The 18,017-nt window shown below is 71.9% G+C and carries 17 protein-coding genes; 11 read left to right on the forward strand and 6 right to left on the reverse strand.

Annotated features, from left to right (window positions below):
* Nucleotides 1–243: 243 nt before the first annotated feature.
* Nucleotides 244–495 carry a hypothetical protein gene (locus FRADC12_RS21705; RefSeq protein WP_198152998.1) on the forward strand — a complete coding sequence of 84 codons (252 nt, stop codon included), beginning with the start codon at nt 244–246 and terminating at the stop codon, nt 493–495.
* A 31-nt stretch (nt 496–526) separates the two neighbouring features.
* Here FRADC12_RS21705 and FRADC12_RS21710 read toward each other — a convergent pair whose 3' ends face one another.
* Entirely contained in the window at nt 527–1,312 is a 786-nt protein-coding gene (locus FRADC12_RS21710) for an ABC transporter permease subunit (protein ID WP_045878024.1), read from the reverse strand.
* A complete protein-coding gene (locus tag FRADC12_RS21715) occupies nt 1,312–2,733 on the reverse strand; it encodes an ABC transporter ATP-binding protein (RefSeq protein ID WP_045878025.1) in 1,422 nt (473 codons plus the stop codon). Before FRADC12_RS21715 ends, FRADC12_RS21710 begins: the two co-directional genes overlap by 1 nt.
* Nucleotides 2,734–3,152: 419 nt before the next feature.
* Here FRADC12_RS21715 and FRADC12_RS21720 point away from each other — a divergent pair, with 419 nt between their 5' ends.
* From FRADC12_RS21720 to FRADC12_RS21740, 5 genes are all read left to right on the forward strand, one after another.
* Nucleotides 3,153–5,012, forward strand: coding sequence for a PP2C family protein-serine/threonine phosphatase (locus tag FRADC12_RS21720; RefSeq protein WP_045878026.1), 1,860 nt, complete (start codon nt 3,153–3,155; stop codon nt 5,010–5,012).
* A 175-nt stretch (nt 5,013–5,187) separates the two neighbouring features.
* Nucleotides 5,188–5,943 carry a DUF4230 domain-containing protein gene (locus FRADC12_RS21725; protein ID WP_045878027.1) on the forward strand — a complete coding sequence of 252 codons (756 nt, stop codon included), beginning with the start codon at nt 5,188–5,190 and terminating at the stop codon, nt 5,941–5,943.
* A 423-nt stretch (nt 5,944–6,366) separates the two neighbouring features.
* Entirely contained in the window at nt 6,367–7,260 is an 894-nt protein-coding gene (locus FRADC12_RS21730) for a crotonase/enoyl-CoA hydratase family protein (protein ID WP_084011394.1), read from the forward strand.
* Nucleotides 7,261–7,536: 276 nt separating this feature from the next.
* A complete protein-coding gene (locus tag FRADC12_RS21735) occupies nt 7,537–8,730 on the forward strand; it encodes a ferritin-like domain-containing protein (protein WP_045878028.1) in 1,194 nt (397 codons plus the stop codon).
* Nucleotides 8,731–9,120: 390 nt separating this feature from the next.
* Nucleotides 9,121–10,038 (forward strand): exodeoxyribonuclease III, encoded by a 918-nt coding sequence (locus tag FRADC12_RS21740; RefSeq protein WP_045878029.1) that lies wholly within the window; start codon nt 9,121–9,123, stop codon nt 10,036–10,038.
* Nucleotides 10,039–10,187: 149 nt separating this feature from the next.
* Here the strand turns inward: FRADC12_RS21740 and FRADC12_RS21745 are convergent, their stop codons facing one another.
* The 3 genes from FRADC12_RS21745 to FRADC12_RS21755 form a co-directional block, all read right to left on the reverse strand.
* Nucleotides 10,188–10,850: an Hsp20/alpha crystallin family protein gene (locus FRADC12_RS21745; RefSeq protein WP_045878030.1), complete on the reverse strand. Its 663-nt coding sequence runs from the start codon at nt 10,848–10,850 to the stop codon at nt 10,188–10,190.
* Between the two features lie 416 nt (nt 10,851–11,266).
* Nucleotides 11,267–11,719: a hypothetical protein gene (locus FRADC12_RS21750; protein ID WP_084011092.1), complete on the reverse strand. Its 453-nt coding sequence runs from the start codon at nt 11,717–11,719 to the stop codon at nt 11,267–11,269.
* Nucleotides 11,716–12,123 carry a recombinase family protein gene (locus FRADC12_RS21755; protein WP_045878031.1) on the reverse strand — a complete coding sequence of 136 codons (408 nt, stop codon included), beginning with the start codon at nt 12,121–12,123 and terminating at the stop codon, nt 11,716–11,718. The genes FRADC12_RS21750 and FRADC12_RS21755 overlap by 4 nt, the downstream gene beginning before the upstream one ends.
* 842 nt (nt 12,124–12,965) lie before the next feature.
* On the opposite strand from FRADC12_RS21755, the gene FRADC12_RS21765 reads away from it, so the two are divergent.
* A complete protein-coding gene (locus FRADC12_RS21765; protein WP_045878033.1) occupies nt 12,966–13,370 on the forward strand; it encodes a hypothetical protein in 405 nt (134 codons plus the stop codon).
* 315 nt (nt 13,371–13,685) lie between these two features.
* Here FRADC12_RS21765 and FRADC12_RS21770 read toward each other — a convergent pair whose 3' ends face one another.
* Nucleotides 13,686–15,107, reverse strand: a complete 1,422-nt coding sequence (locus FRADC12_RS21770) for an NsdA family TPR-like regulatory protein (RefSeq protein ID WP_502685279.1) — start codon at nt 15,105–15,107, stop codon at nt 13,686–13,688.
* A 275-nt stretch (nt 15,108–15,382) separates the two neighbouring features.
* Between FRADC12_RS21770 and FRADC12_RS21775 the strand changes: the two genes are divergently transcribed.
* From FRADC12_RS21775 to FRADC12_RS21790, 4 genes are all read left to right on the forward strand, one after another.
* On the forward strand, nt 15,383–15,667 hold the full coding sequence (locus FRADC12_RS21775) for a DUF397 domain-containing protein (RefSeq protein ID WP_052711302.1): 285 nt from the start codon (nt 15,383–15,385) through the stop codon (nt 15,665–15,667).
* Between the two features lie 92 nt (nt 15,668–15,759).
* Nucleotides 15,760–16,272: a hypothetical protein gene (locus tag FRADC12_RS21780; RefSeq protein ID WP_157488980.1), complete on the forward strand. Its 513-nt coding sequence runs from the start codon at nt 15,760–15,762 to the stop codon at nt 16,270–16,272.
* Between the two features lie 38 nt (nt 16,273–16,310).
* Nucleotides 16,311–17,324, forward strand: coding sequence for an SAM-dependent methyltransferase (locus tag FRADC12_RS21785; RefSeq protein WP_232303953.1), 1,014 nt, complete (start codon nt 16,311–16,313; stop codon nt 17,322–17,324).
* Nucleotides 17,321–17,848 (forward strand): hypothetical protein, encoded by a 528-nt coding sequence (locus FRADC12_RS21790; protein ID WP_157488981.1) that lies wholly within the window; start codon nt 17,321–17,323, stop codon nt 17,846–17,848. Before FRADC12_RS21785 ends, FRADC12_RS21790 begins: the two co-directional genes overlap by 4 nt.
* Nucleotides 17,849–18,017 lie beyond the last annotated feature (169 nt).

The following is an 18,017-nucleotide window of genomic DNA, read 5'->3' on the forward strand; positions in this document are numbered from 1 at the left end:
GCCAGGACGCCACGCCCGGCCGGCGGCCGCTCCGGCGGCGCCTGGGCCAGGGGGGGCGGGGCCACCTCGGCCGCGCTGAGTGGCGCGGGCCATGCTCCCGTGGATGCTGGTGCCACTCCTGCGGGCGCTGCGGCCCGCCGACGCCGTGGCTGGCCCCGCTGGGCTCACGGGCACGGCGGGCGCGTCTGCCGGGAAGCCCATGGACCGATTGGATTCACTGACCTGTCGGGGAAGGCGGGAACCGTGAACGCGGCGGCGACCGGCGGGACACGACGTCCGGCACCCTGCGGCTCAGAGTCCGCGGTCCGCGGGGTGGAGACCGACGAGGTCGACGGAGTGTCGACCGGGTTCGCGATCATTTCCGGCGACGCGGTCCTGCGCGCGGCGCCGTCGAGGCTGCTCGCCGCCCCGATCCGGGCCGGACTGGTCCGCCAGGACCGCGGCCCCGGCGGCGAGGTCGTCGTCGCGTCGGCTGACGGCTCCCTGGTGGTGTGACGGACGGCCGTCCCGCAGGTGTCTCCCGCTCTCAGGAGGTCACGTCCCGGTAGCGGAAGAGCAGCGCGGTGATGAGGACCGCGACGGCGCCGTAGCACAGGACCCGCAGGCCCGCGTCCGCGTACGCGGTGGCGTAGCCGTAGCCACCGTTGGCGATGTCCTGGAGCAGCTGGCCGGGCAGCCAGCTCTCGGCGGGCCGCCAGATACCGCTGACGATGATCTCAATGGGCAGGACGTAGGCGACCCCGACCGAGATCGCGGCCGCCGGTGACCGGAACACGATCGCGGCGAGCGCGCCGAGGACGCCGAACCCCCAGGCGTTCAACACGTTGTTGAGCACCGCCTTGCCGAGCTCGCCCAGCCCGGCGAGCGAGCTCCAGGCCCCTGTCGGCACGTTCTTGATCGGCGCGAGCGCGAACGACAGCGCGACGCTGACGGCGGCGGCGGCGAGCACCACCAGCGCGAGGAACGCCCCCAGCGCCAGGCATTTGCCGAGCAGGAGCCGGAGCCGACGCGGCTGGGCGACGAGCTGGTTGCGCAGGGTTCCGCGGCTGTAGTCGCCGGCCAGCGCCGCGGCGACCACGCACAGCCCGACGACGCCGAGCAGGATGCTGATGGCGTTCAGCCCCTGAACCAGGCCAGCGGGCCGGCCCAGCTCGGCGGCCCGTGGCGTCTCGCCGTAGATCGCACGCCCGTCGCTGGCGACGAAGGTCAGCACGGCGCCGAGCGCGGCGATGGCCGCCGTCGCGCCGAACGTGCCGACGACGAACCGCCGCCGCAGCAGCTGTGGCCATTCGGCCAGGAATGCGCGGAACATCAGTGACCTCCCCAGAGCCGACCGGCCCCGGTCCGGCGGGTCGCGCCCGGTCCGGTGGGGTCGCCGTCGTGTGGGTACGGCTCGGCCGCCTGCGGGCGGGCCCAGCGCCGTCGCGGGCGCCCGGCCGCGGCCCGCCGGCCTTCGGATGAGTAGCGCGGTGCTGCCGGGTCTGGCCCCTGGCCGCCGGTGGCCGCGGCGCGCCCCGGGTCCGCCCTGGGGCCGGTCCCGGCCGCCTGCTCGGTCGCGCCGAGATCCCCGTCGGCGCCGCCGGTGGCGCGCAGGAAGGTCTCCTCCAGGCTGGGCCGGTGGGTGCGCAGCCCGCGCAGCGCGATGCCGGCGTTCATGGCGGCCCGGTTCAGGTCGGCCGCCATCCGTTCGGGCGCGTGCGCGACCACGAGCGTGCGCTGGTCGCAGGAGCCGGCGGCCACCTTCGGCGGCCCGTCCAGTCTGATCTCGGCGCGTACCCCGAACCCGGCCAGCACGTGCAGCAGCCGGCGCGCGTCGGCGCCGCATTCGGGGGACAGCAGGATGTGGGGGTCCCCGACCGCGAGCAGGTCGCCCGTCCGGCCCTGGTAGAGCAGCCGCCCGCCACGGATCATGACGACGTGGTCGCAGATCTGCTCGATCTCGGAGAGCAGGTGGCTGGAGACGAAGACGGTCATCCCGCCGTCCGCCAGCTCACGCAGCAGCGCGCGGATCTCCCGGATGCCCGCGGGGTCCAGCCCGTTCGTCGGCTCGTCGAGGATCAGCAGCTCCGGGTCGGGAAGCAGCGCGGCGGCGATGCCGAGCCGCTGCTTCATGCCCAGTGAGTAGGTCGCGAACGGGTCGCCGGCCCGGCCGGTCAGCCGGACCATCCGCAGCACCTCGTAGATCCGGTGACGGTCGACCCCGCGCAGCAACGCCAGCTGGCGCAGGTTCTGGCGGCCGGACAGCCCGGGGTGAAAGGTCGGGCCCTCGATCATGGCGCCGACCTGGGACAGGTAGCGCTCCGGATGGCTCACCGGCTCGCCGAGCACATAGCCCACACCCTCGGTGGGGGTGACCAGCCCGAGCAGCATCCGCAGCGTCGTCGACTTCCCGGCGCCGTTGGGCCCGACGAAACCGGACAACGAGCCGACCGGCACGTCGAGATCCAGGTGGTCGACCGAGACCCGGTGATCGTGACACTTGGTCAGCCCACGGGTCCAGATCGCCGCGTCCGGGCGGCGGGCGGCGCCCACGGCCGGGTCCCGGTGCGGGTCCCGGTGTGGCAGGTGCAGGTGCGGCACGTGCAGGTGGCCGTGAACCGGGTGCGGCAGCCGCAGGTTCTCCAGGTTCGGGAAGATCGAACGGCTCGGCTCCCGGACCTCGGCGGCCCGGCCGCGGCCGCGCCGGCCCAGGTCTCCGCGCCGGTCCACGTCCCTGCGCTCGCCCGGCGTCATCGGCGTGCTTCCTCCCGCGAGGTGTCGTTGTCCCGGCGATCGGTACACGAAGCGCTCGACTGGTAACGGTGGGTGGGTGTGGTCGAGACCTACCCACCGTTGGGTTGGCCGTACCGGGTCGCACGGTCCGGTGTGGCCTGCGCACCGACGCGGAGCAACCGGCTGCCAGACCGTCCAGAGTCGTGACGGCGCGTCATGGCGCCGGCCCGGCGACGGCCCGGTGAGGTGGCCGGGCGACAATGGCCCCAGAGCCCGCCTGGCCGGGACCTGCCAGCCCCGGGCAGATGGCGGGCAGCGTGAGAGGCGGGCGAACGACCCAACAGCCGACCACAGCGGCCGCGCGCAACGGCGGCAAGGCCGCGCCGAGCGGGCGCCTGCGCAGCGGGTAGCGGCCCGCGGATGCCAGGAGGGGTGAGACCGTGCGTGAATCCACGGGACTGCGCCACGGCATCTGGGTGGTCGTCGGGCTCGCCGGCCTCGCGATCGTGGCCACGCTGCTGCTCACGTTGTACTCGTCGGGACGGGCCAACCACGCCGCCGCCGAGCGCGCCGACCGGCTCGACCCAGCCGAGACCCTGACGGCCCAGCTCCAGACCGCCTACGTCGACGAGCGCAACGCGCTGCGCGGCTACCTGATGTCCTCCGCCGGCCCGGTCTCGTCCGACGGTCTGCCGTCCTCCGGTGGCGGGGCGGCCGACCTCGACCGGCTCGATCCCTACCAGAAGGCGCTCGGCGACATCGCGGCCCGCGGCCGGGACCTGCGCGCGCGGCTGGGTGACTTCCCGACGCTGCTCGCCCAGATCGACCGCGTCGACGCGACCCACCAGCGCTGGCAGACCGGCTCGGTCACCCCCGAGATCGCTCTGATGGACGCCGGGCAGCCCGCGCAGGCCCAGGCTCTCGAGCTCGGCGCGGACAGCCGGGACCGCTTCGTCGCCCTGCGTGCGGCGGTCACGAAGCTCGACGGCGCGATCACCGCCGAGCAGGCCGAGGCGGCTGGCCGGGTGCAGAGCTCCGGCGACATCATGCTCAGCTCTTTCGGCACGATCGTCGCGGTGCTGCTGGCGATGTCCGCGCTGATGCTGATCCTGTCGCGGCGCTGGCTGCTCGTGCCGATCAACGAGCTGCGGTGGGCGGTCAACGCGGTCGCCGCCGGCCGGTACGACACGACCATCCCCGCCGTCGGCCCCCGCGAGATCATCGACCTGGCCGGCAACGTCGAGGCGATGCGGGCCCAGCTGGTCACCCTGGTCCGCCAGAACGAGCGGTCGTGGGAGGCGCTGGCCCAGGAGGGCCCGGCGGTGCTCGCCCTGCGCGACGCGCTCACGCCGTCCTCGCTGCGCGACACGGCCGGGCTGGAGCTGCTCGGCCGGGTCGATCCGGCCGAGGGCGAACTGGCTGGCGACTGGTTCGACGCGATCGAGCTGTCCGGAGGCCAGGTGGCGGTGGTCGTCGGCGACGTCGCCGGGCACGGCGCGGCCTCCGGTGTCTTCGCGCTGCGGCTCAAGCAGCTGCTCACCGCCGCGCTGACCCGTGGCATGGAGCCGGCGGCCGCGGTGCAGTGGGTGGTCGAGGCGCTCGGTGACACCGGGGAGACGTTCGCGACCGCGCTGGTGGCGCTCATCGACCCGTTTGACGGTGAGGTGGTCTTCGCCAACGCCGGCCATCCGGACGCGCTGGTGCTGCGGGCCGACTGGACGGCGGCCCGGCCGCCGCGACCGCGCGCCGGCGCTCACGCGGCCCTCGCCCTCGCGGCGGTCGAGGAGCGTCCGGGCGATCCCGGCGGTCCCGGTGGCGACCTGGATCCTGGGGCGGTCGTCGCCCGCGGGCTGGTGCACCGTGAGCCGACCGACGGCGCGGCCCTCGACGGAGCCGAGTTCGGCGGCACCGGCTGCGAGGACCTGGCCGGCGAGGTCAACCTGGCTGATCTCGACGAGCTGGCCAGGCTGGGCGAGGTGGAGCCGCTGGCGTCGACGGGACCGCTGATGTCCAGCCTGGTCGCCGCGCCCGAGGCGTGGCGGGCCGGCCGGCTGCGCCTCGGGCCGGGGGACGTGCTGTTCGTCTACACCGACGGCCTCGTCGAGGCCCGCGACGACGAAGGGCGGCTGTTCGGGCGCCACCGCCTGGTCGACGAGCTGGTCCGGGTCGGCGGGCGGACCCCGGCACAGCTGCTGGACGACGTGTTCGCCGCCGTGCGCCGGCACGCCCCGGGCCGGCCCAGCGACGACCGCACCGCGATCGCACTGTCGCTGTCCGGCGACGGCCAGATACAGGCCTGAGCAGCGGCGCCACCGCGGCCCGGGTGGCCGGGCGGCCTCGTGCGGGCAGCTCGGGCCGTCGGCTCGCCCAATGGTGGGGGTGGCCGGGCCGGATCTCGGCAAACCTGTAGCCCGCCGTTTGTCTTGCAGGTGACGGACCTGCGTGATAGCAGGGTTTCTGGGTACTTTCCGCGCCATGAGCGACGAGTCCGGCCGGAGGGACACCAAGTCCACCGGCACCCTGCCTCCCACCACCCCAGATGCCGCATCCGGCCGCGGTGGCCGGCGCGGCCTGCAGCTGCCCGGCTTCGGGGGCCTGATCAGGCTCGTGGCGCTGTTGGTCGTGCTGGCGGTCGCCGTCGGCGCGATCAGCTTCGTCGTCGGCTGGCGGCCCTCCTTCCTGCACAACCCCTTCAAGCACCAGACCATCGACCGCAGTGAGCCTGCCGTGCTGCGTTCCCTAGAGACGATCAACGACTACCACGCGGCCAGCGGGCACTTCGAGGTCGTCGTCGACACCCAGAGCTCCACCAAGTACATCCCGTCCTGGCTGTCGGGGGAGCAGGTGCTCTTCGTCGGCGTCGGCACCGTCGACTCGGTCGTCAGCTTCAAGGGGCTCGACGCGAGCCGGGTCAAGGTCTCTCCCGACGGGAAGTCCGTGACGATCACGCTGCCACCGCCGACGCTGAGCAAACCGAACCTCGACCTGCAGAAGAGCTACGTCGTCGCCCGGCAGCGCGGTGCGCTCACCCGGATCGGCAACTTCTTCGGCGGGCAGAGCTCCGACAAGAACGTCTACATCAAGGCCACCCAGCAGATGACCTCGGCCGCCTCCGCCGACGGTCAGCTGGTCAACCTGGGCAAGCAGAACACGGCCGGGATGCTGCGTGGCCTGCTCGGTGCCCTCGGCTACACGAACGTCACCATCAACTTCGAGGAGGACAAGAAATAGGGCGAGGCCTCCCGCGGGCGCGGAGCGCCCGCGGGGCCCCGCCTGTCGGGCGCCGAGCACCCTCCCAACGCTGGCCGGGCGCGGACCTGGAAGCTTGTGGCCGGTCCCTACCGTTGGTCGCTACCTCGGTCGAGTTGCGCTGCTGGTCGGGCTCCCGGCTCGGTTGGTCTCTCGGGTGGCCGTCTTCTCGGTCGGGTCGCGGGCTGGGTCCTGGTGGGCCCAGCCCGCAGATCTGTCTCGAGGTCGAGCGTGGAGCTTGTGGGCGAGGTGAGCCCGGGCGGTGTGTCGAGGGCGTGGGCGGCCTGGGAGGGGAGGCCCCGGGCGGCGCGGTTGTGCGACGGTAGGCACGGACCGGGTGGGCGTCGGGCGGGCATGGCCCGACGCGGCGCGGTCGCGGGTTCCACGGACCTGGGAGGCGCCGCGATGACGACGACGGACGACCGCGCGACCGACGGCTCGGTCGGCGAGCTCACCGACTATCCCGTCGCGGCGGGCAAGGCGCTGCGGGTCCAGCGGCGCGGGCCGGACGGGCCGGTCGCCCAGGTGACGATGCTCGGCCCCGGCAAGGGCAACGCGATGGGCTCCGCGTTCTTCGCGGAGCTCCCTGTGGTGTTCGCCGCGCTGGACGCGGACCCCTCGGTCCGGGCCGTCGTCCTGACCGGTTCCGGCAAGAACTTCTGCTACGGGCTCGACCTGGCCTCGATGCTCGGTGAGCTGACCGGCGCCGGCGAGCGGGACGGCGGGCTTGCCGGCGCCCGCACCGCGATGCTCGGGAACATCCGGGCCCTGCAGCGCGCCATCGACACGGTGGCCGACTGCCGCAAGCCGGTCGCCGCGGCGGTCTCGGGCTGGTGCATCGGTGGGGGTGTCGACCTCCTGGCGGCCTGCGACGTCCGGTTCGCCAGCCAGGACGCCCGGTTCAGCATCCGGGAGGTGCGCGTCGCGATCGTCGCCGACCTCGGCAGCCTCCAGCGGCTCCCGGCGATCATCGGAGACGGCCACCTGCGCGAGCTGGCCCTGACCGGCAAGGACATCGACGCCGCCCGGGCCGAGAAGATCGGCCTGGTCAACGATGTGCTGCCCGACCAGGCCGCGGCCCTGGCCGCGGCGCACGAGTTCGCCGACGCGGCCGCCGCGAACCCGCCGCTGGTCGTCCAGGGGGTGAAGGAGATTCTGGACGCCGGCCGAGCCGGTGCGGTCGGCGCCGGGTTGCGCTACGTCTCCACCTGGAACGCGGCCTTCCTGCCCTCCCACGATCTGGACGAGGCGGTCACCGCCTTCCTCGAGCGCCGGCCACCGCACTATGAGGGCCGCTGACCGGCCGCCGCCGGAAGATGATCACCGCGCGGGTGGTGTGCGGGCGGCGGATTTGGCACGATCAGGGGAGGTGTTCCGCTGACGTTCCATGACCTCGGGCAGGCGCCGCGGGAACCGTCCGGACCACGGCCGGCTGGCTGGCGGCCGCACCGCCGTCGCCGATCGTCATCCGCGACAGCGAATTCAGGGCGTGCGCCCAGTGGGAGCACCGAGCAGGAACCGATCCGAACTCCGCCGGCCGCGCCGAGCCGGCGGACCGTGAGGGGGCCGCGCGCCATGTCCACCTTTCCGCTTTACACCGCTCCCGTCGCGCCGCGGACCTGGGACGTGCCCTCCTTCGGGGCCGCTCGGTTCAGCTGGGAGTACGACGACGGGCGTGAGCGGCTGTTGGCCCTGTACCAGAAGGGCAAGGACAAGCAGTGGGACGCGGGCACCCGGATCGACTGGTCGCTCGACGTCCCCTACGGCAGGCCGCTGGGCCTGCCCGACGAGTCGGTCGCCCTGTTCGGCACCGCCGTCTGGGACAAGATGAACGACCGCCAGCGCGACGAGGTGCGCCGCCACCTGGCCAGCTGGCAGTTCAGCCAGTTCCTGCACGGCGAGCAGGGCGCGATGATCTGCAGCGCCCGGATCGTCGAGTCGGTCCCCGACCTGGACGCGAAGTTCTACGCGACGACGCAGACCATCGACGAGGCGCGCCACGTCGAGGTGTACTCCCGCTTCCTGCACGAGAAGCTCGGCCTCGTCTACCCCATCAACGACCATCTGAAGGCTTTGCTGGACCAGACGCTCTCCGACAGCCGCTGGGACATCCCGTACCTGGGCATGCAGGTGCTCATCGAGGGGCTGGCGCTGGCCGCGTTCGGCGTGCTGCGGGATCTGACGCCGCTGCCACTGCCCAAGCAGGTCCTCGCCTACGTCATGCAGGACGAGGCACGGCACGTCGCGTTCGGCCGGCTCGCCCTGCGGGACTACTACCGGCAGCTGTCCGACGCCGAGCGGGCTGAGCGCGAGGAGTTCGCGGCCGAGGGCTGCTATCTGATGTACGAGCGGATCAACGGCGCCGAGGTGTGGGCGACCCTGGGGCTCGACATCGCCGAGAGCACCGAGCTGGTCAAGCGGTCCGACTACATGCGCATGTTCCAGACGTTGCTGTTCAGCCGGATCGTGCCGTGCATGCGGGACATCGGGCTGTGGGGGCCGACGATCCGGGACGCCTACGAGAAGCTCGGCGTGCTGGAGATGGCGAACGTCGACCTCGGCGCGCTGATGGCCGCCGACGAGCGGTCCGCCGACGACCTCGACCGCGAGCGCGAGCGGGTCAGGGCCGAGGCCGGCCTCGCCGCCCGCCGCGCCGAGGTCGCCGCGACGATCGCCGGGGCGGACGGCACCGCCGGGGCGGCGGACCCTGACGCCCGGCTCGAGGTCCTGCACTCCCTACCCGACGTGCCCGCGCAGGCCAGCATCTGATCCCCGCTCGCGCGGGCCAGCCGTGAGCCTCGCACCGGTCAGCCAGGCGTTCGTCCAGCCTGATCGGCGTTGCGGACCTCCCGCGGTCGCGCCAGCCGCCGGTTCGCAACCAGCCGAGACCCTGCTGGTTCATTCAGGAGAGCCTCGGTGATCTAGAAGAGGCGCCCAGGCATACGCCGCATAACGGACGCCGGAGCGGCCGCTCGCCCCCTGATCGGCGGCCAGCCCCGGCCGAATCGTAGCTGCGTGTAATTGGCCAGCAGGATCAGCCGAGGGTGGAAACGGCGAGCAGGCTGACGCCGCGGAGCTGCCGGCCCCGGCCCCGCCCTCCCGTCACAGTTCCGGGTGGGATCTCGGGGGCTGTCGGACCGGGGGACTAACGTTCTCGATGTGCGGATCGCGACGTGGAACATCAACTCGGCCAGGGCGCGGCAGGCTCGGCTGATCGAATGGCTCGACCTCGCCCAGCCCGACGTGCTCTGTCTGCAGGAGACGAAGCTCGACGACGAGACGTTCGCGGAGACCTTCGACGAGGACCTGTTCCGCCGCGGCTATCGCTACGCGCATCACGGCGACGGCCGGTGGAACGGGGTGGCGCTGTTGTCGCGCGCGGGCCTCGACGACGTCGCGCGTGGCTTCGCCGACGACCCGGGCTTCCCCGACCCGGAGCCGCGGGCGATCGCGGCGACCTGCGGCGGCATCCGGATCTGGTCGCTCTACGTGCCGAACGGGCGTGCTCCCGACGACCCGCACTACGCCTACAAGCTGCGGTGGCTGGCCGCGCTGCGCGACACCGTGGCTGAGGTGGCCGAGCACCAGCCGGCGATCGCCCTCGGCGACTTCAACATTGCCCCGACGGACGCCGACGTCTGGGATCCGGCCGACTTCGTCGGCGCCACCCACGTCACCGAGCCGGAGCGGGCCGCGCTGCGCGAGCTGACCGACGTCGGCCTCATCGACGTGCTGCGGGCCCGCTGGCCGGACGAGGCCGTCTACACCTACTGGGACTACCGCGCGTTGTGCTTCCCCAAGAACATGGGGATGCGCATCGACCTGACCTTGGCGAGCGCCGACGTGGCCAAGCGGGTCGCGGCGGTCTACGTGGACCGAGCCGCCCGCAAGGGCACCGGCACGTCCGACCACGCCCCGGTGATCGTCGATCTCGACACGGCGCCCGACGGCGACATCGGCCCGATGGTCCCGCCCCCGTCCGCCCGCAGCTCCTCCGGCCGGGGCTCGGGCCAGCGTGACCGTGCCGCCGCGACCATGCGCCGCAAGGCGGCGAGCCCACCCGCCACCGACGACTGACCGGAGCGCACGCGCAACGGGCCGGGCACCCTGGCCAGGGTGCCCGGCTCGTTGCCGCCGGGGAGACACTGGCGGCGCGGTCCCGGGCCGTCCGGGGGACGCGGACGGCTGGCCCTGCGCCGCCGAGCGGACCGCCATCTGGTCCTGCGTCAGGCCGCGGCCTGGTCGCCGGACTCCACGGAGGTACCGACCTCGGCCGCCGGGCCGACCGCGACCGGCTCATCAGCGGGAACCTCGGCGGCGGGCACCGTGGTGGCCACCGGGGCTGGCTCGCTGGCGTAAGCCTCGGCGGCCGGGACTGCGGTCGTCACCGGAACCCGGGTGCTCGCGGGCGCCGCTCCCGCGCCTGGCAGGCGGACGGACAGCACGCCGCGGTCATAGGTCGCGACGACCTTGTCGGCCGCGACGCTCTCCGGCAGCGAGAACTCGCGACGGAACGAACCGTGCCAGCTCTCGCGACGGATCCGGCTGCCCTCCGTCGACTCGGTGGAGCTTCCGCGCTCGCCACGCACGACCAGTCGGCCACGGGCGATCTCGACCGCAACGTCCTTCTCGACGTCCAGACCCGGCAACTCCAGGTTGATCACGATGTCGCCCCCGGTGGTCACGACGTCCGCTGACGGGACGACGCTCCGGAACCCGGGGCCGAAGGCCGCCACGGCCTTGCCGGCCGGCGCGGTCCGCGCTGCCGGGGCGAGGCTCGCGCGCCGCGCACGCGGCCGGTCCCACCCGAGCGAACCACGCACGACGGCGTCGAACTCCCGGTCCAGACGGTCCAGTACCGCGAACGGGTCCCACACGTAGGTGTTCATTCCACGACGCCCCTCTCGTTGCCCGGGCGCGCCCGGGTCGGCTACCACTCCTGAAGGCTACCAAATATTGAGTCCAGAACGCTCAGTCTTACAACTGTCGATCACGCAGGTTGATTCGTCGAACGGCAGCAATCTGGCGCCACTGGCCCAGGTCCGACGCCGTCCTGCCACGTGGGCGCGGGTACGGGCGGCGCGCGGGCCAAGATCGTGGCCGGTGACGGATCGCGGTGGCGTCGAAACCGGGGGCGGTGCGCCACCAGTTCCCCTGCGCAGTCAGTGATCAAGGCGGTCGCGCGCCCCATCGCGACGCTTTGATCACTAGCCGCGCAGGCGGGGCGGCGTTCTATACCCCAATTTGTCCTCTTTATCTCTGCCCATCTTTCATTTAGGACATGTGACCTGGTGTGAGGATTGGTCTATTGGGGCTGGCAGTGGCAGCCTGGCGGCCGGGTGATGCTGGCGAGTGCGATGACGGCGTTTGGGTCTTCGCGTTGGATGAGTCCGAAGATCCGGGCGCCGATGGCCGGGTCGTCGGTGGCGGTCAGAAGTGTTCCTACCGCGACCTGGTAGGGGGTCAGGCCTCGGTCGGGCATGCCGGTGACGTCGGGCGTCCAGCCGTCGGCCACAGTCTGCGCGTCGGGGTCGGCGTGGTGGGTGGTGTCGGGTGCGGAGGGGTCGGGCACGCCGCGTGGGAATCGGCGGAAGAGCAGTGTGGTCCCGCCGTCTAGGGAGGTGTGGTCGATGAACGCGGCCGGTGGGAGTCCTGCCGCGACGGTGGCGATCTCGGCGGGGGTCGCTCCGGTGAGGATCTCCAGGCCGTAGCCGTTGCCGGGGAGGGGCACGACGCGGGCCAGTGGCCAGCTACTCATGCCGCGACCGCCGTCAGGGCGACGCTGGCGCCGAACGCGGCGGCCTGGGGGCCGAACGATGCGGTGTCGGCGGTGTCCCACCCGAATTCGCTGATCAGTAGCCGGACACCGGCATGCCGCAGCAACACCAGCTCCCGGGCGATGTCGCGCTCGGTCGCGCCGATCGTCTCCAACGTGTCGACCAGGACGACATCCGCCCGGCGGGTCCGGACCATCCGGCGGACTGCTGCCCAGGCCCGGCCGTCGCCGCCACCCCGTCCGAGTTGGCAGACCACGGTGCCCGCGATCCAGCCACGCGCCGCGCACTCGGTCTCGAACGCTGCCCGCTGCTCCGCGAGCGAAGCCGCTCCGGCTCCGCGACGGGCGAAGCACACGGCCCGTACCCCATCTGACATACTCGCCATCAGGTTCCACTCCTTCTGCGTAAGGATTGGGATCTAGGCCCGGGATTGGTGTTGGTAGCACCTTCCCGGGCCGCTTTATTGATTTATCTTTCGTGTCTCACGATACCGGATCGGGCCGTATGGTGCAGCCGATTCGGAGAATTCGAGCGGCCAAAAGGCGAACATTTACCGGCCCTCGGATGCCGCATTCCCTGCGCTTTCCTGGTTTCACGTGGAACCTTTCTCGTGCTCTCTTGCGGGACTTTCCGCGCCGTGCGGCGTGGGGTTTCCCGGCTGCGTGGCGTTTCTTTCTCCGTGCGCTAGTAGCGTCCAGCCCTTTCCGCTTCCGCGCAGGTAGACGGCCTGGAGCGGCTGTCTTCGGCCCTCCCATTTTTCCTCCCCCATCCCCCATAGGTGCCGCACTTAGCGGCATGGTGGCGGTGTCAAGGGTCGCCCGAAGGGTGATCGCGTAGCGACGGGCGTAGCCCGCCCTTGATACCGTCGCCATGCCGTTAGATCATCGGCACAGCCGGGGAATGGGCAACCCTCTGCTACCCGCCGCGCGACGCGGTGTGGCCGTCCTCGCCGTGCGACGTCGCCTGTCGGTCACGTCTGGATTCCGGCGGTAAGCCGTTGAATCGGTCGACGCCGCGAATGGGGGATCTGCTGGCGCACGCAGGAACGGCTCAGAGTGGGTCCGGGCTCCATCGCGCCGACTGGGCCGGCTGTACCTAGTCGTTCTCGGAGGGAGTTTCCGAGGTGCGCGGCCCTGTTGGCATAATCGGTCGATGGAGGACACGGGGGATGCGCTTGCACCAGACCGCCGGGGCCCAGGCGGTAGCCGCAAGGGCTCGGGTGGGGGGATGGTCACCGCCGATGAGCTTGCTCGACTCAAGCCAGAGGTAGAGCGGCGGCGGATCGCACTCGGGTTGACGATGGGCCAAGTGCTGGCTCCTGGCACCTACCAGCGGCTTCTGCGGCTTCAACCGATCCAGGCTGGGACGCTTAAGCGGCTTGACGAGTCCCTGGCTGGGACAGATGGTGGTTGGCCTGCCGGCACGGCCTACCGCCTCGCCGTGGGTACGATCACCCGGCTCGATGAGGCGAGCGCGGGTCCAGCCCATTCGGGCAGCGACGAGCGAGACCTTCTGTACGCGGCTCTGGGCGAAATCTTGATCGGGCTGGCGTCAGCGTCAGAGGAGCAGGTATATGCGGCGGGTGTGCTGGTGCGGAGCGCTCGGGACTTGCTAATCGGCACGACGATCTAGAACCGTCAGGTCCCGCGACGGTAGGGGCAAGGCATGGCGGGCGCTTGGCGACGCACGGGCGGATCCCGGTGGTGCGTGATCGCTGTCCGATGGGAGCTGCCGACCGCCGACGGATTTCACTGGGCCGCTTTCGGTCGTCAGCGACGGGCCGACGTCTCCGACACGCGCGGGCGGGGTGGCAGCCCGACACGTCCGGGGTGCCGAGCGAAGCGAGGCGGGGCCCCGGGGCGTGGCGGGCTGACGGGGCCCCGGCCGTGCGTGGCGCGTGCGGCGGCACGGCGCGGCCGGCGGAGCCGGCCCTTGAAGTAGTACAGATTATTGGCGACGATCTTCGCTTGCACCGTCTCGGTGCGGGAATGACTCAATGCCAGCCGTATGTGTCTGCATAGTGGTGGTGAACGACTCGATGGCGGCTGCGGTGTCGCGGGCGGCGGTCGAGTCGCGGAATCGGTCGTCCCTGAGGGCATGGGCGACGCGGGCGACGCTGGTCCGGATCTGGTGTACGCGACGCTCAGGTGGGATGTCGAGGATCGGAGTGACCGCGTCGGCGGCACCGTCCAGGACTCCTTGCCGGAGACGGGCTAGGGCCAGGTCGGCGCGCGCTATCGCTTCGGAGTTGTAGGAGCGTTCGTGTGGGGCGGCGGTCTGGAACGCTTCTACGGCTCTCTGGGCCGCGCGTTCGGCGTTGGGAGCGTCGGGAAGCCAAGCGGCGGTTCCCGCGACGATGCCGAGTTGTTCGGGTAGGGGCAGAGCGAGGATGCCGCCGATGGCGTCGAGGTCGTCCAAGCGGACGTGGTCACGGAGGTCGGTGGCCTTGCCGATGGCGGCGGCTGAGAGGTCGGCTCGACCGGCAGCGGCCCAGGCGCGGGCTTCCTGGATGGCTGGCAGGACAGAGAGTGATCCCGTGAACGACGGGGCTTCGGCTGCGGCAAGCATGGCGAGGTTGGCGGACTCGGTGTAATCGCCAGTCCAGTAGGCGGTGGCGGACTGTTCCGTTCGCACGAAGACACGCAGCCCGTGATGGCCGGATCTCTCGGCGCATAGAAGGGCGCTCTGTTGGTAGGACAAGGCGGCTTCGCGTTGTCCCATGTCGCGGGCTGTGTGGGCAAGCATGGCGCAGATGGTGCCGGCAAGGAAGTAGAGGTCACGACCGCGCGCTGGCGAGTTCGATCGGTCAAGAAGACGGAACGCGGCGCGACGGGCCACAACCAGGTCATCCGCTAGGAAGGTCAGTTGATCTCCGTACGCACGTGCGAGACGGCGGACGTCGGAGGACAGGAGGTCAACGAACTCGGCCGGCAGGGCATCGTCGACGCGCACGAGGAAGCGCAGGGCGTCCCCAGCGTCGCCTGTCACGAGAGATGCCCTCTCTGCTGGACCGCGCGGCTCGGATAGCTCTGCCTGCCGGGGTACGTCAGCGCCCCTCTCGCCACGGTAGGTCGGAGCCTGGACGTGTGGCTCCGCCCGGCCTACCTGTTGTGAGGCAACTCGCGGCTTCGGCGGGGCCAATAGGTCATCGGCAGATACTCCGAAGATCCGTTCGAGAACCCGGCATGCGGACTCATGGGGACGGCCTACGGCACCGGCTCGCCAGTGCTTTACGGTCCGCTCGCTGGCGGTGACGTTCAGGCCCATCGTCTGGGCGGTGTCGTTGAAACGCCGGCAGAACGGCGCGACGGACCAGGCTCGCTCGTTCATGAGCTGAGCGAGCAGGGTGCGCGGTGGCCTGGGCGGCATCTGGGCTCCAGGGTGGTCGGCTACTGCTGCTGATCGTGGCGCGTTGGTGTCGTCATGTCACTAGCGGGGCCACGCGATGGCCCTCGGTGCGTGGCTAAGCCGCCTTTCTGTGGCCCATGGTTGCCCTTGACTGCCCTCGGTCTGTCACTGGCAGACGGCGAGAAGCGACGGATAGTGACTCTTGTCGGCCGTTTGGCCGCGATGACTCGCCCGGTCCGCGTCCCTCCTCGCCTGGCGCGCGGGCCGGGCGGCCCCCTCAGCGAAAGGGATTGATCATGGACGAGCGGCATGAGTATTCGGCTGCGCAGCGTCGGAAGCCTGACCTGTCGGGTGTGTCGGCTGGGGATCTGGACTGGTTTCACTCGGCGGAGAGCAACGGCGCGGGCGGGATGTGCGTGGAGATCGCACCCATCCCGGGTGGCGGGTTCGCCATGCGCGACTCGATGGACCCGGACCGGCTGTTGGCGTTCTCGGCCGGTGAGTTGGACAGCCACATTCGGGCAGCCAAGGGCGGGGAGCTGGATCGGTTCCTGATCGCGGCGGAGCGCGCGACGTCCTAGCCGGCCGGGTGCCGGGTCGGTCTGCTCGTGGGGGCCGGCTCGGCACCTGCGGGCGGGTGTGGCCGGCGGACTGGGGGTGCCCGGTGATGTGGATGGCGGCGTTGGCGGACGGGTCCGGCGCGGTGTTCGTCCCGGTGCTGCCGGTCGAGCTGCCGGCGGACCGGTCGGGGCTGTTGGTGCGCCCGGCGGGTCCGGTCGCGGCGCATAGCCCGTTGTCCGTGTTGGAACAGAACGCGGCGGCGGTCGTCGGGGATCCGGCGGATCTGCATTTCATCGCGGCGGAACGGTCGTCGTTGACGCGGGTGGGTCTGGGCCTGGTGGCGTCGTCGGCGGTCGCGGTGTCGGTGGTGGTGCTGTGCCCGGTCGGGGTGTCGGCGCAGCGGTCGGCGCTGGCGTTGGCGGTCGGTGACGTGCTCTACGCCCGGACGGGGCGCCCGGCGGTGATGTGCGAGGTGATGCCGCGCATGGTGTCGGGTCCTGGGGCGACGGGGCATCCGGTCCTGGTCCGGGATGCGGCGGGTGCGGTCACGGCGGCGTTGGTGTGGCAGGTCGTCCCGTGGGCGCCGGTACGCGGCTGGCTGGACCGACTGGCCGGTTCCGGATGAGGGCCGGGCCGGTAGCCGTGTGGCGGGATGTGCCGGCGGTGTTCGCAACCGACCTGGTCACGCTGCGGCGGGTCGCGGACCGGCTGCGCGCTACCGGGCCGGCGTCGGCGGGAAGTGTTCGGCCGGTCTGCGTGGCGCGGGCCGGTGGTTCTAGGAGACGGGACGGAACGGGCGTGGTCAGGATCGGTTCCGGCGGGTTTGAGGGCGTCGGGCCTGACGGTGAGTACGGGCCGCTGAGCGGCCTGTCCGGGTCTCGGGCCGTGACGGCGGTCGATCTGCGCACGGATGTGGCGCATGCGGCGCGGGTCTACAACTACCTGACCGGCGGGAAAGATCACTTCCCGGCGGACCGGCTGGCGGCCGAGAGAGCGCTGGCGGTGGTGCCGGACCTGCGAACCGGAGCGTTGGAGAACCGGGCGTTCCTGCTGCGGGCGGCGCGTGTCCTGGCGGAGGACGGGATCGATCAGTACCTGGACGTCGGTACCGGTCTGCCGGCGGATCCGAACCTGCACGAGGTCGTGCAACGGCTGATTCCGGCGGCACGGGTCGCCTACGTCGACAACGACCCGCTGGTGTTGGCTCATGCCCGCGCGCTGCTGACCAGCCGGCCGGAAGGTGTGACGGCCTACGTGGATGCGGACGTGCGTCGGCCGGCGGACATCCTGCGGGACGCGGGGCACTGGCTGGACCTGTCGCGGCCGGTGGCGGTCTGCGTCGGCGCGCTGCTGCACTTCATCCCGGACGAGGACGACCCGGCCGGCATGGTCGCCGATCTGCTGGGCGCGCTGGCGCCGGGAAGCTGCCTGGTGCTGAGCCATGGCACGGGGGACTTCCGCCCGAAGGAGGCCGACGCGGGTGTGCGGGCCTACCGGGATAGCGGGATCACCGTGCGGGTCCGTAGCCGGGCCGAGGTCACGGCGCTGGTGCCGGCTGGGATGCGGATCGGCGCTCCGGGGGTCGTGCCGGTGCAGCGCTGGCGGCCGGACCATGGACCCGGCGGGGTCACAGACGGGCAGGTCGGTCTCTACGGGCTGCTGGCGCGTAAGCCATGAGCAGGCCGGGAACCCCGGTGACGGTGACGGTGGCCCGGGAGGGCGGCGGCGAGATCACCGTGCCGGTGCCGCGCCTGACGGTGGAGCTTCCGGCCCGGCGGGGCGGTGTGGTGTACCGCAACCGTGATCCCGAACTGGATCTGTCGCTGTCGGCCACGGCTGACGGGGTCGGGTTCGTGCCGGTCGTGTGGTCGGAACGGACCCGGGTCGCGTGGGACCTGCGCCGGTCGTCGTCGGTGGCATCGGCGGTCATCTGCGGGGCCGGCGCGTGGCCGGTGCGGGTGGCGCTCGCGCTGGCGGTCGCGGACGTACTGCGGGCCGGACGCGATGACCTGCGCACGGTGGTGACCTACGCGGACCGGCCGCTACCGGCTCCGCGTCAGCTCGCGATCCCTCATGAGGTCCTCGTGTCCCACGGCGGTCACACCCGGGTCCGGGCAGTCTGGGAAGTCACCCCGGAGTGGTACGCGCCGGACTGGCTGGCGGGCCTGTCGCCCGACCGGGCCACGGCGGCGACCGCGTGAACGACCGGACCATACCGATCAGCCTGCCGTGGTCAGACGGGTGGCGAGTGCCGCCGTACCTGGCGCCGGTGTCGTTCGTGGAACAGCTCGCGGCGGCCCGGCTCTACGCGGCGGCCGAGAAGAAGACTGCCCGGCCTGGTGACCAACCAGGCGCGGGTACGGACGCGAC

The sequence above is a fragment of the Pseudofrankia sp. DC12 genome (assembly GCF_000966285.1).
Lineage (GTDB): Bacteria > Actinomycetota > Actinomycetes > Frankiales > Frankiaceae > Pseudofrankia.